An 18,827-nucleotide genomic window follows, 5' to 3' on the forward strand; every position below is an offset into this window, starting at 1 on the left:
TCAAGTACGGAGGGTATAAGGAATACGATGAAAAGTCAGTCACCTCTCATCACCCTGCGCGATCTGGCCCAGAAAGCCGTCGAACAGGCAAGCACGCAACTGGGTCAGGTTCGCCTGTCCTATCAGAATGCTGAGCAGCAACTCACGATGTTGCTGACTTATCAGGATGAATACCGGGTGCGGTTGAATGACACACTGAGTAACGGGATGGCCTCCTCCAGTTGGCAAAACTATCAGCAATTTATTCAGACGTTGGAGCAAGCTATTGACCAACATCGTAATCAGTTGGCTCAGTGGAATGTCAAAGTTGAGCAGGCAGTTAAGCATTGGCAAGAAAAGCAGCAACGGTTAAATGCATTTGAAACCTTGAATGAGCGGGCTGAAACCACCGCGCGCTTGCAAGAAAACCGTTTGGATCAAAAATTGATGGATGAGTTCGCACAGCGCGCCTCACAAAGGAGTCTTAATTCATGAATCTGTCCCTATTGCCTGCCACTGCAACTGCCAGTGAAACTGAGGGCGCATCATCCTCTTCATCGATTGCTGCGTTATTTACTGATGCTGGGCTGCCGGCTGATTTTGCCAAATTATTGGGTGACCAACTGGGTAAAGAGCTGACGGTTATGGATGCCTCGACCCTGAAATCATCGCTGGCTGCAACCACTGATATCACTGCCGATGTGGATGGAGGAAAGTCAATCAGTGGTAACAGTAAATTGAATCAGTTATTGGCCGCCTTAGGTGATATCAGTGCCACGTTGCCTGCAGGCCTGACCCACGCAGGGCAGACTGGAGACGCGGCTAATGTGAAGAAAACCACCTTAGATGATGACAGCACGCTGGATAAAACCACCGCGCTGGCCGAATCCAGTGCGTTGCAGTCGTTATTAGCCATGTTACCCCACCAGGTTGCTACCACGCTGGGCAGCGCCAACAATGGGCAGAAAACGCAGTTGACTGACGGCAATGGCCTGACCAGCGACAAAACCAGCGCTAAGCAGGACTTAGCCACTCTGACCAGTCTGACCTCACAAGATAAAGGTTTGGCGGCATTGATCGGCGGCACAATCGGCACTGCGAAAAGTGACAATGCCAGCAACAACGCACTGCCAGCGGCCACCCCCGGTAAGACAAAAACCACCACAGCTCAAGATAAATTGGTGCGCCTAACAGCAGCACAGGATGCAGATAGCAGTCTCAGCGCGAAAGCAGTTCCTGTAGCAGTACAGGCTGACAAAACTATTGCCACAGCCGCCGTGGATAAAATAGCCGTGAGTTCAGCCACGGTAACACCATCACTCCCTCCGGTTTCCAGCCCGGTCCTGCCAGCGACGGCCAGTGGTGCGGTTAGCGTGCCAGTCAGTGGCCATTTAAGTGCTCAGTTAGGTAGCCAGGAATGGCAACAATCGCTGGGTCAGCAAGTGGTGATGTTCAGCCGTAACGGCCAACAAAATGCTGAACTGCGGCTACATCCGCAAGAGTTGGGGGCATTGCAAATCAGCCTGAAAATGGAAGATAACCAAGCTCAGTTGCACTTTGCTTCAGCTCACAGCCAGGTTCGGGCAGCTATTGAAGCGGCGATGCCAAGTTTACGCTCGGCATTGGCTGAAAGTGGTATCCAGTTGGGCCAAAGCAGTGTCGGCAGTGAAGGACAGTGGCAACAGGCACAACAACAGAGCCAACAAAATCAGCAGAGTTTCGCATCACACGGCCAACCCGCTTACGGTAGCAGCGCATCGGGTGATGTACCGAACAGCACACCGCTAGTGACACCTGCGGCGTTGCAATCACTGGCTAATGGTAATGGTGGTGTTGATATTTTCGCCTAAAACGGGTGTTAATTTCAGCAAAAGGTGACAAACGGACAAGTTAGGCCGTTTTTCGCCACCTATTCTGCCTATTGGCATTAAAGATACGCGGGATAATCATCAGTAATAATTCGGATAGCATGGGGTTATTTGTCGGTGGTCAGCGGTTTGTGCCATCCAGCAATGAGATACCCCAGGTTATTGTCGTGATTCACCGGTTTGATACCGAAACAGGAATTTGTCTTCTCCATGTCTGATAATACCTTCCCGGCCAAGCGTAAGAGTTCGATCTGGGTGATCCTGCTAGTGCTGATTGCTGTGGCAGCATCTGCAGGTGGCGGTTATAGCTGGTGGATACTCCATAAGAGTAAACCTACCGCTGCGAAAGCCGTTCCTGTTATTCCGGTGTTTATGCCGCTGGAGACCTTTACGGTCAATCTGATCACGCCAGATAACAATCTGGATCGCGTGCTTTATATCGGATTAACGTTAAGGCTGCCCGACGATACGACTCGCGCTAAACTCAATGACTATCTGCCGGAAGTTCGCAGCCGCTTGCTGTTGCTACTTTCTCGGCAGTCCGCCGATAGCCTGTCAAATGAAGAAGGCAAACAGCGTTTAGTCGGTGAAATTAAAAACGTACTTAGCCCGCCAATGGTTAAAGGCCAACCTAATCAGGTAGTCAGCGATGTGCTGTTTACCGCATTTATATTGCGATAATCATTATGGGCGATAGCATTCTTTCACAAGCAGAGATTGACGCACTGTTAAACGGTGACAGCGGTGGCGATGAGCCAGTTGCTGTCGTCGGTAATGAAACAGACGTTAAACCTTACGATCCGACGACCCAGCGACGTGTGGTGCGTGAACGCCTGCAAGCGTTGGAGATCATCAATGAACGTTTTGCTCGTCAGTTCCGTATGGGGCTGTTTAACCTGTTACGTCGCAGCCCGGATATCACCGTCGGCCCGATAAAAATTCAGCCATACCACGACTTTGCCCGTAATCTGCCGGTACCGACCAATCTCAACCTGATTCATCTCAAACCGCTACGCGGCACCGCGCTATTCGTTTTCGCCCCGAGCCTGGTCTTTATTGCGGTTGATAATCTGTTCGGTGGTGATGGTCGCTTCCCCACCAAAGTAGAAGGTCGCGAGTTTACCCACACCGAACAACGTGTGATTAACCGCATGTTACGGCTGGCACTGGATGCCTACCGTGATGCCTGGGCACCTATCTATAAAATTGATGTGGAATATGTCCGTTCTGAAATACAGGTGAAATTCACCAATATCACCACCTCCCCCAACGATATCGTGGTCACCACCCCTTTCCATGTGGAGATCGGTGCGTTGAGCGGTGAGTTCAACATCTGTATTCCCTTCGCCATGATCGAGCCATTGCGTGAGCTGCTAACCAACCCACCGTTGGAAAATTCCCGACAGGAAGATAGCCACTGGCGCGAAACACTGGTGAAGCAAGTGCAGCACTCCGAGCTGGAGCTGGTGGCTAATTTTGTCGATATCCCGCTGAGACTATCGCAGATACTCAAGCTGCAACCAGGGGATGTATTACCCATAGATAAACCGGATCGACTGATTGCGCATGTCGACGGCGTACCGGTACTGACCAGTCAGTACGGGACATTAAACGGGCAATATGCCCTACGTGTTGAACATTTGATTAACCCTATTTTGAATGCTCTGAATGAGGAACAGCCCAATGAGTGACCCTAAGCTTCCGTCTGATGATGGAAAGGAATCCGTGGACGATCTGTGGGCTGATGCGTTTAATGAGCAGCAGGCAGCGGATAAACCAGCGGCCACCACCGAGGGGGTATTTAAATCACTGGAAGCGCCGGATGCCTTGGGTAACCTACAGGATATCGATTTAATTCTGGATATCCCGGTAAAGCTGACCGTTGAACTGGGTCGCACCAAAATGACCATCAAAGAGTTACTGCGCTTGTCTCAAGGCTCGGTCGTCTCCCTTGATGGACTGGCCGGTGAGCCATTGGATATTTTGATTAACGGTTATCTGATTGCGCAGGGTGAAGTGGTGGTAGTCGCTGATAAATATGGCGTACGTATCACTGACATCATTACTCCGTCAGAACGTATGCGCCGTCTGAGCCGCTAATGACCGCAGCACAGGTTGATACTGCCGCATCCACGGTTACGACACCGGTTACTGGCTTTGCGGCCAGCCACCCAGGTACTGCGGTGCAACAGACGGCACCAGCGATACCTGCCGGCTCGGTGTTAACGCAGGTTGGCAGCGTGTTAGGCGGTATTTTACTGCTGATTTTATGTGGTGCCTGGCTGGTACGCCGTTTAGGTTTTGCCCCGCAGGCACGTAACAACAAATTATTGAATGTGAAGGCCAGTTGTCAGGTTGGTCAGCGCGAACGGGTGGTCATTGTTGAAGTAGACAATACCTGGCTGGTGTTAGGCGTAACTGCACAGCAGGTGACACAACTCCACACTCTGACACGTCCTGCGATTGATGAAGCCACAGCGGCTTCGTCGCCCGACCGTGCGAAACCGGCCGATTTTCGCCAGCTACTGAACAACCATCTATTTAACAAGAAATCGAAACACCCGGAAAAATCGGCATGATGTCTCTTCGCCCCGTGCTTACCGCAGCAAATAGCGTAACAACCGCAGCGGCCAACACTGATTTCACTTATCGGTTGCTGCTGCGCCGTCTTCTGGCTGCACTCATCAATAAAACCACCCTACTGCTATTAGGCTTACTCTGCTCTCCGGCGGTACTGGCTCAACTACCCGGTATCATCAGCCAGCCATTGGCTAATGGTGGGCAGAGCTGGTCTTTACCGGTTCAGACCTTGGTTTTCATCACCACCCTAAGTTTCCTGCCTGCCGCCTTACTGATGATGACCAGTTTTACCCGTATTATTATTGTGCTCGGGTTGCTGCGCAACGCATTGGGTACCCCCTCTGCACCACCCAATCAGGTGATGTTGGGTCTGGCGCTGTTTCTGACATTTTTTATTATGTCGCCGGTATTTGACAAGGTGTATCAGGACGCTTATCTGCCTTTCAGTCAGGACAAGATAAGCATGGAAGTGGCAATGGATAAAGGCTCACAACCTTTACGTGAATTTATGCTGCGCCAAACCCGAGAATCAGATCTGGCACTGTATGCCCGGCTGGCCAATCTGCCGCCATTGGAAGGTCCCGAAGTGGTACCGATGCGCATTCTGCTACCTGCCTATGTCACCAGCGAGCTGAAAACCGCCTTCCAAATCGGTTTTACCGTGTTTATTCCCTTCCTGATTATCGATCTGGTGGTAGCCAGTGTGCTGATGGCATTGGGGATGATGATGGTTCCCCCAGCCAGTATCTCACTGCCCTTCAAGCTGATGCTATTTGTCTTGGTTGATGGTTGGCAGCTACTACTGGGTTCCCTGGCACAGAGTTTTTATAGCTAAGGTAGACTCATCATGACACCTGAATCGGTAATGGCCCTCGGCGTTGAGGCAATGAAGATTGCACTTGCTCTGGCTGCTCCCTTGTTATTAGCCGCCCTGATAAGCGGCCTGATCGTGAGCCTGTTGCAGGCAGCAACGCAAATTAACGAAATGACATTGTCATTCATCCCAAAAATACTGGCCGTGTTCGCCACGATGGTGATCGCAGGCCCATGGATGCTGAACCTGATACTGGACTATATGCGTAATCTGTTCACCAGCCTGCCCACGTTGATTGGCTAACGGTGCTTTCCCTCGATACCACTCAACTTAGCCTCTGGGTCAGCCAGTATTTCTGGCCGTTAATTCGGGTGCTGGCGCTGATCACCACCGCGCCGGTGTTAAGTGAGAAACAGATAAACCGCAAAGTTAAAGTCGGTTTGGCGCTGTTAATTACTTTTCTGATTGCCCCTTCGCTGCCCCCGGTCAATATTCCCTTAGTCTCAACCGGTGCAGTCTGGGTCGCCGCCCAACAAGTGTTGATTGGGGTAGCCATCGGCTTGACCATGCAATTTGCTTTTGCTGCCATCCGGCTGGCCGGTGAAGTGATTGGTTTACAGATGGGATTATCGTTCGCGACCTTCTTTGACCCCTCGGGGGGGCCGAATATGCCGGTTTTAGCCCGGTTACTTAACTTGCTGGCCCTGCTGTTATTCCTCACTTTTGATGGTCATTTATGGCTGATTTCATTGTTGGCCGACAGTTTTCATACCTTACCCATTCAGTTCGAACCGCTCAATGGTAATGGCTTTCTGGCATTGACGCAGGCTGGCTCATTAATCTTTATGAATGGGCTGATGTTGGCATTGCCGCTGATCACGCTGTTGTTAACTCTGAATATGGCATTAGGCATGCTAAACCGAATGACCCCACAGCTTTCGGTGTTCGTTATCGGTTTTCCACTGACCTTGACCGTCGGGATCATCTCAATCGGATTGATAATGCCATTATTGCCCCCCTTTGCTGAGCATCTGTTCGGGGAAGTTTTTGACCGATTAGCAGGTGTATTGAGCGGATTGGCAAACTGAGTCGCTGCAAAAAAATGGTATGTCACCCCAAACCTTAGTGGGAAAAGATGACACACCAAAAAGTGCACCCGGTTTAAGTACACTTAAGAGGGAACCTGTGGGGTAGACCCACAGGCAGAAGACGGATTACTTATTAAGCTGGAACAGGGACAAACCCTGCATATTGGTAAATGTGGTATATGAAGCCTGTAGCGCAGCCTGCTGCATCACATATGACGAGATAGCCGCGGTCCAATCCACATCCTGCAAATCACTCAAACGCTGTTTATTAATCAAATTACGGTCACTGCCCAAACTATCCAGGTTGTCTAGCTCTTGCAGTTGGGTACCGATTTCGGCTTGAACCGACAACACATTATTCAATGAGTTGGACATCCCACGGATACCTTTATCCATATCGGCATTAGCTTGATCTTTAACCGCATCAGTCGCCCCTTGTAACGGGACTTTCAGTGAGTTCAGCACGGTATCGATGGTATTGAAAATATTGCTTTCTGACGCAACCGGATTACCACCGGCATCATCAGGTTCAGGTTTCGCATTACTGGTCAATGCCATAAAGACACTGGAACCGGTATGTCCAACTGTAATCGAACGGTTAGCATCGACTTTCTGCTCAATAGCGACATCGCCGCCCTGATAAGTCACATCACCGGTAGCACTAACCGCAAACGGCGCTTTATCACTTTTGAAGCCAGCAAAGATGTAACGACCGTTGCCATCAGTGGTGTTAGCCTGATTGACCAGTTGGTCTTTCAAACCCTGTAACTGAGTGGCGTAAGAGGCACGGTCATCATCACTCAACATATCGCTCTTCGCGCTAATGACTAAGGTCTGAATTGATTGAATGGTACTGGTCGCCTGCGCCAAAACCGTGGTTTCCAGCGAAGAACTTTGGCGAGCGAAACTGCGCGCTAAAGTATATTGGCTATTTTCCGATTGGGCTTGCGACACCATCACCGCTTGAGATGCGGCCATCGGGTCATCGGAAGGGTTAACCACCCGCTTGCCGGTGGAGAGTTGTTGGCCCGACTGCATCCACAGTGATTGGGCGTTAGTCACGCCCTGCATATTTTGCTGATACAGCATGCTGGTACTTAAGCGCATGATGCCAGTTCCTTTTAGTAATCGTTCAGCCCGCCAACCCCGTTTCAACAATCAATCTGTCTTAACAGGGATACTGACTAACCGCTAAATAAGATAAGTAGCGACAGGGACTCTCTGCCGCTGACAAAAAATCAACCGCGCAGACTCAGCAACGCATTAAACAGCGTCGAAGCCGTCTGAATGACCTGGGCATTCGCCAGATAATATTGCTGGAAACGCTGTAAATCGCCGTACTCTTCATCCAGGTTCACGCCGGAAATAGACTGCTGCTCGGCGGTCAACTGTTTGACGATATTGGCTTGCGCCGTGCTGTTGGTTTTCGCGGTGCTGGTTTGGTTACCGACGTTACTGACCAAACCGGCATAAGCACCAGACAGCGTGGCTTTGCCATCAACCAGTTTTTTGGTTTGCAGATCTAACAATGCCTGGGCGTTAACGTTGTCACTCGCGCCACCATCAGCGGTACCGGCAGCAGCAATCTTACTTGAGTCGGTGATATCGACCTGTAAATTAGCAGCCACGTTAGAGACGGTTTTGACGATGAATTTATCTCTGGCTTGCGCGCCGGCAGTGCCGTTATCAACACTGACGGCGACACCATCAAAGCTCAGCCCAGTGGTGTTACCACTGCCGTCTTTTACCGGGTTAGCCGGCACTTTGGTGTTATCAGACAGCCGTGTCACCTGCCAGTCAGTTCCATCAAACTCCACACTATAATCACTGGCTTTGACTTTTGAAGTATCGGTGTAGGACACCGTCAAGCTGGCATCACCCTGATTTCTTGCATTTTTCAACACATTTGGTTGTGCAAAGCTGAAGAAATCAACGCCCGGATCACCGCTGGTATCAAATCCGGCTTTATGCTGAGTATTGAAGCTGTCTGCCATGACCAGGGCCAATTGCCCCAGTTGGTTACGTGCACTGTCGAGTGCCTCACTGCGGAATTTCAGCGTACCCCCCAGGCTACCGGTGGTCAGGCGGCTTTCGTCCACTTCAAGCACATCGCCACTACCATATTTGTAGCCAATGGTTAATCGGGTAGCATCACTGCTGGAAGGTATGGCTTCGACTTTATAAGAATCCGGTCCTTGCACCAATGGCAGACCGCTGGCAAAAGAAACGTTGTAAGCATCGCCGTCTTGCTGGGTCACGGTCACGCCAACAATCTGGTTCAATTCGGTGACCAATTGGTCGCGCTGATCGAGTAACGCATTTGGCTCGCTGCCACTGCTGCCGCGCAAACGGGTAATTTGATCGTTTAACTTGGCAATTTGGTCAGCATAGTTATTGATTTGCGTAACGCTTTCGGTGATCTTCTGGTTTACGCCGGTATCCATATCACGCAGATATTTATCCGCATTCTGGAACTGGTTAACCAACCCTTCAGCCTTGCCCAATACCGTTTTACGGGCCGCATCATCACCGGCATTACTCACCAAATTTTGCAGGTTACTGAAAAAGTCCTGCATGGTGCTGGAGAGGTTATTGGACGAATTAGAGAGCAAATTATCAATTTGCGAAATTTGCTGATAGTAGGTAGTTAAGCCACTGCTTTGCGTTTGTGAAGAACGTAATTGGTTGGTAATAAACGAGTTATATTCGCGGTTAACACCGGTTACTGCAACGCCATTACCAATAAAGCCGGCGGGACTTAAGGTTCCACCATTTTGGGCAAAAATAGTATTCTGACGGTTATAGCCCGCCACCTGAAAATTAGTGATGTTATTACTGACGGTGCTCAGGGCATATTGCGCTGCGCTCAGACCACTCATCGCAGTATTCATTAAACTATTGGACATGAAGAAATCCTTTTACCACAGACGACGAGCATCGCAGCGCCTGCATTAATTAATATTGGGATACTGCCTGAGGAGACCTAAGCCTCCGCACAGCCTGTGATTATTATCGGCTCGACTTTGGAAAACTTGAGTCAAAATATGGGTGTAAATCTCGATCCTCACCAATCCAATAGGCGTTATTGTCGCAGACAGTTTGGGTGCAGCCAGCGCACACCATGACTTTGTAAATTATGGCTACGTAACGGTACCGAGCACTGTCCAATCCCAAAATGGAAAATAAAATAGCCTATTTAGAACAACTGACTTAGGTCGCTGCTGTATGCCTTTACTGCTTGTTCGCCGCTATTTTTCATTTGCTGGATCACGCTGACTAATTTTTGCGCATATTGCGGGTCGGTGGCATAACCGGCTTGTTGCAGCGCATGTGCCCCCTGCTCAGGGCTTTGTGCTGCGGCAACATTGGCGTAGCGCGGGTTTTGTGTCAGTAATTTGACATAATCACTGACGGCCTCGACATATGAGCCATATACCCGGAAGCGAGCTTTGGTTTTCTTCGCCACACCTTGCTCATATTCGGTAGTCGTAATTTCACTGACTGGACCATCCCAGTTGCTACCCGCTTTGATGCCAAATACGTTGTAACTGGTTTTGCCGTCGGCCGTCGGAATTTCGCGCTGACCCCAGCCCGACTCCAGTGCCGCCTGAGCCACAATCAGCTGATGAGGAATGCCACTTTGCTGACTGGCAATTTGTGCCGGAATAGACATCCGCGCCACGAAATTACCGGTGCCCTGTGGCAATGACGCTGAGTTGTTGGCTGGCGGTGTTGGCATGGCGCGACGTACCATTTGTGCCAATGCCTGTGCTGGCAATGTTTGCAGCACTTCATTATCCAGCAGCATCGGCACCGTTCCTGCCGTTTCACTTGGCGAGGTAGAGCCTGAAAGCTGCTCCACCATCATATCGGCCAGACCCAACCCCTTGACCGACATTTGCTGCGCGACTTGTTGGTCATACATCGAGGTATAAAGCCGGGTCTGATCACTGTTCATCACGCCATCTTGCGGCAAGGCAGAACGCATACTTTTCAGCATCATCTGCACAAACATCCCCTCTACCTGCTGGGCAACCTGCCTCAAGTTACCCTGTGGATCTCTTGCCGCATCACGTTTTAAGGTATTCAGTGATTGGGCGTCATACGCCGCCCCAGACATCGCCATCAAATCACTCATCAGATAATTTCCAATTTAGCCCGCAAGCAGCCAGCACTTTGCATTGCCTGCAAGATAGACATCAAATCGATCGGGGTTGCCCCCAGCGAGTTCAGGGCGCGGACCACATTATTCAGATTCGGGCTGGCATTGACGCGTTGCAATACCCCACCTTGTTGCTGAACGGAAATCTGAGTATTCGGGGTAACTACGGTCTGCCCACCACCAAATGGGGTATCAGGCTGGCTGACGGTATTTTGCTTATCAATCACCACCGATAGATTCCCTTGCGCCACAGCACAAGAATCCAGCATTACATTGCGGTTCATCACCACCGAGCCGGTACGAGAGTTGATAATCACCTTGGCATCACCCGCATCGACATTCACTGGGATATTTTGAATATCTGCCAGGAAACGCACTTGCGAGCTGCTGCCGCGCGGGACCAAAACCTGAATGGTGCGAGCATCAATCGCTGTGGCAGAACCAAAACCGCGCTGGCGGTTAATGGCATCACTCACCTGTTGTGCCATGGTGAAATCCTCGGTATTCAATTGAAGATTAATCACACCATCGGTACCAAAGGTCGTCGGCAGCTCACGTTCGATAGTGGCACCATTGCTGATTCGCCCACCGGTCAGTTGGTTGACCTGTACACTACTGCCACCCGATGCCGCACCCGCACCGCCGACCAGCACGTTACCTTGTGCCAGGGCATAAACCTGATTATCCACCCCTTTCAATGGGGTCATCAGCAGGGTGCCGCCGCGAATACTTTTGGCATTACCCATTGAAGAAACCACAATATCAATGGTTTGCCCGGCACGGGAGAATGCCGGTAACTTGGCCGTGACCATCACTGCTGCTACGTTTTTGAGCTGCATATTGGTACCTGGCGGTACGGTAATCCCCAACTGCGACAGCATGTTACTCAGGCTTTGCGTGGTAAACGGCGTTTGCATGGTCTGGTCACCGGAACCATCCAGGCCGACCACCAGGCCATAACCGATTAACGCGTTATCACGTACTCCCTGAACGGTCACCAAATCGCGGATACGCTCTGCGGTGGCAGGTAATGACACCAGTGTGAGCAGCACAATAAGCTGTATAACAAATAGAGTGACAAGTGACTGTTTACGCATCGACGGCCTCTTAGTACGGTGAGATATTAAGGAAGAACCGCTGCAACCAGCCCATGGTCTGCGCTTCATTGATATAACCATTACCCACATACTCGATGCGCGCATCTGCAACCTGCGTTGAGGTCACAGTGTTGCTGCCGCTGATGGTGCGTGGGTTTACTACCCCAGAGAAGCGGATAAATTCAGTCCCCTGGTTGATTGCAATCTGTTTCTCACCGACCACATGCAAGTTGCCGTTAGCGAGCACGCGATCGACGGTAACGGTGATCGTGCCGCTGAAGGTGTTGTTGGCATTCGCCCCGCCCTTACCGCCAAAGGTATTGTCACCTGAGATATCCATATCAGCCCGCGCATTGCCCAATAATCCTTCCAGATAACGCGGCGCGGTGGCGACACCAAATTTGCTTGAACCATTACGGCTAGCGTTGGCAGAGGAGCTTTTGCTGGCACTGACATTTTCCTGCAAGGTAATGGTCAGCGTGTCACCGACATTACGTGGGCGACGGTCTTCGAACAAAGGTTGATAACCATAGTTCATTGGCTGAGCAGCCTGGAAAATAGAGCCATTCGGCAACGGCGCACTGGCCGGTGCCGGTTGTGCCGAGGTGGTACCATCCACCAGTGGTTTATGCGGAATATACGCGCAGCCATTGAGCAGCATCGCCGTCAACGGCATACAGACCCATTTCAATCCACCTGATTTGCGCAGCGGCTTTCTGTCCATCTCTGATTATCAGTCCTGTAACCGGTAAGAGGCCACGCGGTCGGCCTCATCTACTCATTATTCTGTTGCAGTCAGGGGGCTAAATTACCCCCTGAAAGCGGATTTACAATTGGGTCAGTTTTTGCAACATCTGGTCTGAAGTTGAAACCGCTTTACTGTTGATTTCATAGGCTCGTTGCGTCTGGATCATATTGACCAACTCTTCCGCCACATTGACGTTAGAGGTTTCAACATAGCCCTGATACAGCAAGCCCCCGCCGTTCAGACCTGGCGTGGTTTCGTTTGGTGCACCGGAACTGGCGGTCTCCTGATACAGGTTTTCGCCAATACTTTCCAAGCCACTGTTATTGATAAATGTGGTCAATGTCAGTTGCCCGACTTGCTGCGTGGCAGTTTGCCCCTGCAAGGTGACACTGACTATCCCGTCGCGCCCCACCGTCATGCTCAGAGCATTGGCCGGAATGGTAATTGCCGGTTGTACCTGAAAACCGCCGGATGTTACTAACTGGCCGTTTTGGTCCACCTGAAAAGACCCATCGCGAGTATAAGCGTTGGTACCATCAGGCATTTGCACCTGAAAGAACCCTTCACCTTTAATGGCGATATCTTTGGTATTGTCGGTCTTGGACAGGTTGCCTTGACTGTGTAAACGCTCTGTCGCTACCGGGCGAACACCGGTACCAATCTGTAAACCCGATGGCAAGGTTGTCTGCTCGGAGGATTGCGCACCCGGCTGGCGCATCGTCTGGTAGAGCAAATCTTCAAATACCGCCCGCTGGCGCTTAAAGCCATTGGTGCTGACGTTCGCCAGGTTGTTGGCGATGACATCCATATTGGTCTGCTGTGCATCCAAACCAGTTTTGGCAATCCATAATGATCGGATCATCAGTTTATTCCTCTGCGCCTGCGCGCTTAGCCCATTGCTAACAGCTGATTAGCGCGCTGTTCATTTTCATCCACACTGTGAATGACTTTCATCTGCATTTCGAAACTGCGGGCATTGGCAATCATGTCTGTCATGGCTTCAACCGCTTTCACGTTGCTGCCCTCCAGTACACCCGGCATAATTTTAATCAGCGGGTCATTGGCCAACTGAGCACCACGCGCCTGTTGCGTCGCGGGAGTCAAATGGAACAAACCGTCATCACCGTGCATCACTTCACCCGCATTGGCCCTAACCCGTTTGATTTGGCCGAGCTGAGCAATCGTATTCGGTGAGTCACCGGCGTTCAGCGCCGAAATGGTGCCATCAGCCGCAATAGTCACTGCGGCCTGCGGTGGCACTTCAATCGGGCCGTTATCGCCCATCAGCGGGTAGCCCTGCACGGTCATTTGACCGTTAGCCGCAACCTGAATATTCCCATTGCGAGTATAAGCCTCGGTACCATCAGGCAGTTGTACCGCCAGATAACCATCTTGCTGTAAGGCAACATCCAATGGGCGGCCGCTATAATTCATCGTCCCCTGACTGATATCCACACCGGGGGTCGATGCCGTCACCATGGTACGGGTTGCCATGCTCGGCCCGTCGATAGGTACGGCACGCATCGCTGACAACTGCGCGCGGAAACCCGGCGTCGAGGCGTTAGCCAGATTGTTAGCCGTAACCGCTTGCTGCTCCAGCGACTGCCTGGCAGCCCCCATCGCGGTATATATTGCGTGATCCATGAGCTTATCCCGTCAGTTCGATTAACGCAGGTTAACCAGAGTTTGTAAGATCTGATCCTGAGTTTTGATGGTCTGCGCATTGGACTGATAGTTACGTTGCGCCACAATCATATTCACCAGTTCTTTACTCAAATCCACGTTAGAAGACTCCAACGCGCCACTGGTCAAGGTGCCGAAACCACCACCACCGGCGGTACCGAGGATCGGGTTACCGGAAGATTTGGTTTCTTTCCAAACGTTATCGCCTTCAGGAGACAAACCTTCAGGGTTAGAGAAGTTAACCAGCACAATTTGGCCAAGCAGTTGGGTCTGCTGGTTTGAATAAGTGCCGACAACCGAGCCATCGTTGTTGATCTGGAAGCCGGTGAACTCACCTGCGGCATAGCCGGTTTGGTTTTGAGTCACAATACCGTCAGTACCGGTATTTTGCTGTTTGCTACCCCCAACATTCAGCGCGAAGGTTTGCGCCGGGGCACCATTCACCACCGCCATAGGGACAGTCAGATTGAAGTCAGTGGTACTGGCAGCACCCGCGCCATTTTTCACGCTTTTCAGTGCGCCATTGGTATCAAATACCATCGTTCCGCGCAGAGAGGCAGCGGCAGGGTCAGCAGGGTCAAAAGGTTTAGTCGCATCGGCCAATGTCCCGCTGCTGTCCTTGGTATAGACATTCCAGCTATTACCATTGACGGCATCTTCAGCGGTTTTCACATAATACACATTGATAACGTGGCGGTTACCCAGGCTATCGTAGGTGGTCATGTTATTCACAAAGCTGTAAGTATCTGGCTTTTGCGGATCAAAGGTTGCGCTAATAACATCATGGGTTGAGGTCAGGTTAGCGACCATATTGCCCGAGGTGGTGGCTTTCGCGGCAATCATATCCTGAGGAATCGACAGGGGTACCGGGTTTGCCCCTTGCTGTATGGTAGGAGGAGTTCCTGTTGCCGGATAACCGGTCAGACTCAGCCCTTGCATGTTAACGATGTTACGGTTTTCATCAAGTTTGAACTGGCCGTTACGGGCAAAGTACACACCGCCGCTGCTATCTTGCATGCGGAAGAAACCACTCTGGCTGATGGCTAAATCCAAACGGCGGTTGGTGGTGGTTGGCGTACCGTCGTTAAAGTCTTGAGTAATCCCGGCGACTTTAACCCCCATACCGGTCTGTGAACCTGCGAACATATCGGCAAAAGAAACTGAGCCGGCTTTAAAACCTGACGTCGCCGAGTTGGCGATATTGTTACCGATCACATCCAGATTGCTGGATGCTGCGTTCAAACCGCTGACTGCTTGAGAAAAGCCCATTTTCTTCTCCGTTAGATTCGGGGTCCGTTAAAGACCTTGAGCATTGATGACATATCAAACGCTATTTAAAAATTAAGGTAAGTTTTTTCAATTAGTTAACTCACCGTGGTGTTTGTTTGGTTACTGCTTAAGACTGATCTCTGACCTACAAAATCTGACGGACTTTATCCATGGTGATAGTCCCCGCCAGGCCCAGATCCAGCTTGGAACCGTCACTGCCACGGGTCACACCATTAACAACCGCATAGCTCAGCGGAGTAGCAACCAGTGACTCGCTACCACTGCTGGCGGCGATCGTCACGGTGTAAGCACCATCTGGCGCATTACCGCCCGCTTCCAGTGAACCATCCCAGGTAAAGGAGTGGACACCTGCTGACAGACCACCGATTTCAATGGTGCGTACTGCCAGACCATTGCTGTCGCTGATGGTTGCCGTCACTTTGTCTGCTGAACGTTCTAACTCAACACCAAATGGCGTAGTAGTGACGGTGCCATCTTTACTGCCTGCCAACACCGTGGTGCCAGGGATCATCACGCCGTGGCCAATCAGGCTACTGGCTTGCAGCGACTGGCTGCTATCAATCTGCCCGGAGATGGAACCCAGCGTAGTATTCAACTTTTCAATGCCGCTTACGGTGTTGATTTGCGCCAATTGCGTTGTCAACTCGTTGTTTTGCATTGGGTTAGTCGGGTCCTGATTCTTTAACTGGGCAACCAGCAACGTCAGGAAACTGTTCTGCAAATCCTGACTGGTGCTACCGCTACCGGTGGTGGAATTGGTCCCGCTAGTGCTGGTAATACCGTAATCGCTATCGGTCAGGGAATTGGTAATGGCCATGTATACAAGCTCCTGTTATTGACCCAGTGTTAGCGTCTTGAGCATCAGAGATTTAGTGGTATTAAGCACTTCAACGTTGGCTTGATAGCTACGCGAGGCCGAAATGGTGTTAATCATTTCCCCTGTTACATCAACGTTAGGCATGCGGACATAACCCTTGGCATCAGCCAGCGGATTACCCGGCTGATACACCAAACGATCCGGTGCGGGATCGTCAACGATTTGTGATACACGTACCCCGCCGGTTTCCTGCCCTGGTTGAGCCGCTACCTGAAACACCACTTGCTTGGCACGATAAGGCTGACCATCCGGGCCGGTAACGCTATCGGCGTTGGCCATGTTACTGGCGCTGACGTTCAACCGTTGCGATTGGGCTGATAATGCCGAACCGGCAATATCAAAAATATTCAGTAAAGACATACGTCTTATCCTTGTTGTAACACTGACATCATCCCTTTGATCTGGCCGCCAAGAACGGTCAAATCGGTCTGATATTTCAGGCTGTTATCGGCAAAATTAGTACGTTCACGATCCATATCAACCGTGTTACCGTCCATCGCCGGCTGGTCTGGAACCCGGAATAAAAGGTCAAGGTCAGGTGGCGCAACGGTGCTTGCCGGGATATGACGGGCTGACGTTAAACTGAGCGACACCCCTGTACCTGTGGCACGGCCTTGCTCCATCACTTTTTTCAGTTGGCTGGAGAAATCAATATCACGTGCCTGAAAGCCGGGTGTATCCGCATTTGCAATATTGGACGACAGGATCTCCTGTCGTTGCGCACGCAAGTTAAGCGCCTCTTGTTGAAAACGCAGAGCACCGTCCAGTTTGTCGAGCATAGTCCCCCCGCAAGGTTAGAATTTGGAGTCGACAGCATAAACGCCGTATAGGAAAGCCTATCGCCAGAATAAGAGCAAAATGCGTCGCTATTTGTCCCCTTAACCTCATCGCGCTACAGGTACACTAGTGTGCAAAAGAGGTGTGCCCTGGTATTACCTGGTTACACCGGCAGAAGGAGATTGATGACAATGAATAAAAATGGCGTCATAAAGTTGGCTTGGGGGGTGCTATTGCTGAGTCAGACCGTCACTCATTCAGCGATGGCGGCAGATTTATCAACGCAGGTAAATCAATTCTTCCAACAGCAATACCCGGATAAAGAGAGTCAGGTTAAGGTGGTTATCAAAACGCCACAGAACCAATGGCCACAATGCGAAGTGCCAGAAATTACGCTGCCTGCCAATGCGCGCCCGTGGGGCAATATCAGTTTGTCCGTACGCTGTGAGGGGGTTCGCCGTTTTATTCAGACACAAGTGCAGGTTAGTGGACAATATGCTGTGGCTGGCCGCCAACTGGCAGCTGGTGAGAAAATTGCCGTGTCTGATATTCAGATGAAACAAGGCCGGTTGGATACCCTCCCCCCCGGCGCCTTGCTGGATTCACATTTTGCTCAAGGTGCCGTCAGCTTGCGGCAAATCAGTGCCGGCCAGCCGCTGACGCGCAATATGCTGCGTCGATTATGGGTCATTAAAGCAGGGCAAGAGGTGCAAGTTTTGGCACAGGGAGAAGGATTTAATGTTAACAGCAATGGTAAAGCGATGAACAACGCCGCCATACAGGATAACGTTCGGGTGCGCATGGCATCTGGCCAAATCGTCAGTGGCACCGTGGCCGAAGATGGCACAATTCGGATTATGTTATAGTGATTAAAGTTTTTTTAACCTTTGCCGATAACTCTGGTATGCAGTTATTTGCGGGTAGCACAGTGACAATCCCGCCTTTCTTTTTGTTAAAAGATAAAAGTCTCGCGGGTCGATAAACGTCAATCCCGCTATAGAGGGAGCAACACAACATGAGTATTGATCGCACTCAACCGTTATTACCGGTATCGCAAGTGCAGCCACGGGAAACCAGTGACATTGCGCAGCAGATGCGTAAGCCTTCTGCCCAAACAAAAGCACAGGTGAGTGGTACTGAGGTTAAATTAAGTGATGCGCAGGCAAAACTGATGCAACCGGGCAGCCAGGACATCAACGTAGAACGTGTAGAAACCTTAAAACAGGCTATCCGTTCAGGTCAACTAACGATGGACACCGGTAAAATTGCCGATGCTCTGTTAAAGAATGTCGCGGATGATCTGAGAAATAGCTAAACATAACAAAAGTCATTAACCCTAGAACAATCGTTAACCGCAAAACAGTCGTTAACCGTAAAAGGATACGTGGTGGTGGAAAGACTACAGACCAATTTGGACCAGCAACTGGAACTTCTCGAGTCACTGACGACTGTGGTAGCACAAGAGCAGCAATTACTCTGCTCCGGTCGGATTCAAGGTGTCGTGCTGCAAGGTGTGACGGAACAAAAAAGTTCAATACTGGCCACCTTGGCTTATCTGGATCAAACCCGGCTCACCACCGAAATTGCGGCCAATATACAGGCGCCTTATAGCGAGATTCAAGAGTTGGCAATACGTTGGCAACGTATCTTGCAGTTGGCTGAGAACCTTCAGTACAGTAATTTGCACAATGGATTATTGCTACAACAGCATATTGAGCATAATACTCAGGCGCTGGCAGTATTGAATACCCGCCACGGCCAGTCACTATACGGGCCAGATGGTCATTCTAAAGGTGCCAGTCTACTGGGCCGCAAGATCGGTATTTAAAACCTCATCCCTACGGATATAAACCGCCGCTCAGTC

General features: G+C 50.8%; 23 protein-coding genes. 12 read left to right on the forward strand and 11 right to left on the reverse strand.

The features are described 5' to 3' along the window. Nucleotides 1-27 precede the first annotated feature (27 nt). The 9 genes from fliJ to fliR all read left to right on the forward strand — a co-directional run bounded on the left by fliJ (nt 28) and on the right by fliR (nt 6,329). Entirely contained in the window at nt 28-474 is a 447-nt protein-coding gene (gene fliJ, locus A6J66_007530; protein PNM24062.1) for a flagella biosynthesis chaperone FliJ, read from the forward strand. A gap of 128 nt (nt 475-602) precedes the next feature. Further along, a complete protein-coding gene (locus tag A6J66_007535; GenBank protein PNM26924.1) occupies nt 603-1,829 on the forward strand; it encodes a flagellar hook-length control protein FliK in 1,227 nt (408 codons plus the stop codon). Between the two features lie 228 nt (nt 1,830-2,057). Beyond that, complete coding sequence (locus A6J66_007540) at nt 2,058-2,528, forward strand: flagellar basal body-associated protein FliL (protein PNM24063.1); 471 nt, start codon at nt 2,058-2,060, stop codon at nt 2,526-2,528. Between the two features lie 5 nt (nt 2,529-2,533). Continuing rightward, a complete protein-coding gene (locus tag A6J66_007545; protein ID PNM24064.1) occupies nt 2,534-3,538 on the forward strand; it encodes a flagellar motor switch protein FliM in 1,005 nt (334 codons plus the stop codon). After that, the gene (locus A6J66_007550) at nt 3,531-3,947 is read left to right on the forward strand and encodes a flagellar motor switch protein FliN (protein ID PNM24065.1); all 417 of its coding nucleotides are present in this window, start codon (nt 3,531-3,533) and stop codon (nt 3,945-3,947) included. Before A6J66_007545 ends, A6J66_007550 begins: the two co-directional genes overlap by 8 nt. Next, nucleotides 3,947-4,426 carry a flagellar biosynthetic protein FliO gene (gene fliO, locus A6J66_007555; protein ID PNM24066.1) on the forward strand — a complete coding sequence of 160 codons (480 nt, stop codon included), beginning with the start codon at nt 3,947-3,949 and terminating at the stop codon, nt 4,424-4,426. The genes A6J66_007550 and fliO overlap by 1 nt, the downstream gene beginning before the upstream one ends. A gap of 104 nt (nt 4,427-4,530) precedes the next feature. Then, the gene (fliP, locus tag A6J66_007560) at nt 4,531-5,262 is read left to right on the forward strand and encodes a flagellar biosynthetic protein FliP (protein PNM26925.1); all 732 of its coding nucleotides are present in this window, start codon (nt 4,531-4,533) and stop codon (nt 5,260-5,262) included. Between the two features lie 12 nt (nt 5,263-5,274). Beyond that, nucleotides 5,275-5,544: a flagellar biosynthetic protein FliQ gene (gene fliQ / locus A6J66_007565; GenBank protein ID PNM24067.1), complete on the forward strand. Its 270-nt coding sequence runs from the start codon at nt 5,275-5,277 to the stop codon at nt 5,542-5,544. 2 nt (nt 5,545-5,546) lie between these two features. Next, on the forward strand, nt 5,547-6,329 hold the full coding sequence (fliR, locus tag A6J66_007570) for a flagellar biosynthetic protein FliR (GenBank protein PNM24068.1): 783 nt from the start codon (nt 5,547-5,549) through the stop codon (nt 6,327-6,329). Nucleotides 6,330-6,455: 126 nt separating this feature from the next. On the opposite strand, the gene flgL is transcribed toward fliR, so the two are convergent. The 11 genes from flgL to A6J66_007625 form a co-directional block, all read right to left on the reverse strand. Next, nucleotides 6,456-7,436 (reverse strand): flagellar hook-filament junction protein FlgL, encoded by a 981-nt coding sequence (gene flgL, locus A6J66_007575; GenBank protein PNM24069.1) that lies wholly within the window; start codon nt 7,434-7,436, stop codon nt 6,456-6,458. A gap of 131 nt (nt 7,437-7,567) precedes the next feature. Next, complete coding sequence (locus A6J66_007580) at nt 7,568-9,235, reverse strand: flagellar hook-associated protein FlgK (protein PNM24070.1); 1,668 nt, start codon at nt 9,233-9,235, stop codon at nt 7,568-7,570. A gap of 290 nt (nt 9,236-9,525) precedes the next feature. Beyond that, entirely contained in the window at nt 9,526-10,467 is a 942-nt protein-coding gene (gene flgJ, locus A6J66_007585) for a flagellar assembly peptidoglycan hydrolase FlgJ (protein PNM24071.1), read from the reverse strand. Beyond that, entirely contained in the window at nt 10,467-11,588 is a 1,122-nt protein-coding gene (flgI, locus tag A6J66_007590; GenBank protein ID PNM24072.1) for a flagellar basal body P-ring protein FlgI, read from the reverse strand. The genes flgJ and flgI overlap by 1 nt, the downstream gene beginning before the upstream one ends. 10 nt (nt 11,589-11,598) lie before the next feature. Continuing rightward, a complete protein-coding gene (locus tag A6J66_007595) occupies nt 11,599-12,312 on the reverse strand; it encodes a flagellar basal body L-ring protein FlgH (protein ID PNM24073.1) in 714 nt (237 codons plus the stop codon). Nucleotides 12,313-12,415: 103 nt separating this feature from the next. After that, nucleotides 12,416-13,198: a flagellar basal-body rod protein FlgG gene (gene flgG / locus A6J66_007600; protein PNM24074.1), complete on the reverse strand. Its 783-nt coding sequence runs from the start codon at nt 13,196-13,198 to the stop codon at nt 12,416-12,418. 26 nt (nt 13,199-13,224) lie between these two features. Then, nucleotides 13,225-13,980: a flagellar basal body rod protein FlgF gene (gene flgF, locus A6J66_007605; protein PNM24075.1), complete on the reverse strand. Its 756-nt coding sequence runs from the start codon at nt 13,978-13,980 to the stop codon at nt 13,225-13,227. 21 nt (nt 13,981-14,001) lie between these two features. After that, the gene (gene flgE, locus A6J66_007610; protein ID PNM24076.1) at nt 14,002-15,288 is read right to left on the reverse strand and encodes a flagellar hook protein FlgE; all 1,287 of its coding nucleotides are present in this window, start codon (nt 15,286-15,288) and stop codon (nt 14,002-14,004) included. A gap of 145 nt (nt 15,289-15,433) precedes the next feature. Then, nucleotides 15,434-16,126, reverse strand: coding sequence for a flagellar hook assembly protein FlgD (locus A6J66_007615; GenBank protein PNM24077.1), 693 nt, complete (start codon nt 16,124-16,126; stop codon nt 15,434-15,436). A 15-nt stretch (nt 16,127-16,141) separates the two neighbouring features. Next, on the reverse strand, nt 16,142-16,546 hold the full coding sequence (gene flgC, locus A6J66_007620) for a flagellar basal body rod protein FlgC (GenBank protein ID PNM24078.1): 405 nt from the start codon (nt 16,544-16,546) through the stop codon (nt 16,142-16,144). A 5-nt stretch (nt 16,547-16,551) separates the two neighbouring features. After that, entirely contained in the window at nt 16,552-16,965 is a 414-nt protein-coding gene (locus A6J66_007625; GenBank protein ID PNM24079.1) for a flagellar basal body rod protein FlgB, read from the reverse strand. Nucleotides 16,966-17,148: 183 nt separating this feature from the next. Here A6J66_007625 and A6J66_007630 point away from each other — a divergent pair, with 183 nt between their 5' ends. The 3 genes from A6J66_007630 to A6J66_007640 all read left to right on the forward strand — a co-directional run bounded on the left by A6J66_007630 (nt 17,149) and on the right by A6J66_007640 (nt 18,791). Continuing rightward, nucleotides 17,149-17,829, forward strand: a complete 681-nt coding sequence (locus A6J66_007630; protein PNM24080.1) for a flagellar basal body P-ring formation protein FlgA — start codon at nt 17,149-17,151, stop codon at nt 17,827-17,829. Between the two features lie 149 nt (nt 17,830-17,978). After that, nucleotides 17,979-18,278, forward strand: coding sequence for an anti-sigma-28 factor FlgM (locus tag A6J66_007635; GenBank protein ID PNM24081.1), 300 nt, complete (start codon nt 17,979-17,981; stop codon nt 18,276-18,278). A 72-nt stretch (nt 18,279-18,350) separates the two neighbouring features. After that, nucleotides 18,351-18,791, forward strand: a complete 441-nt coding sequence (locus tag A6J66_007640; protein PNM24082.1) for a flagellar biosynthesis protein FlgN — start codon at nt 18,351-18,353, stop codon at nt 18,789-18,791. Nucleotides 18,792-18,827: the final 36 nt, after the last annotated feature.

Source organism: Yersinia enterocolitica (genome assembly GCA_002082245.2).
In the GTDB taxonomy this organism is placed as follows: domain Bacteria; phylum Pseudomonadota; class Gammaproteobacteria; order Enterobacterales; family Enterobacteriaceae; genus Yersinia; species Yersinia enterocolitica_E.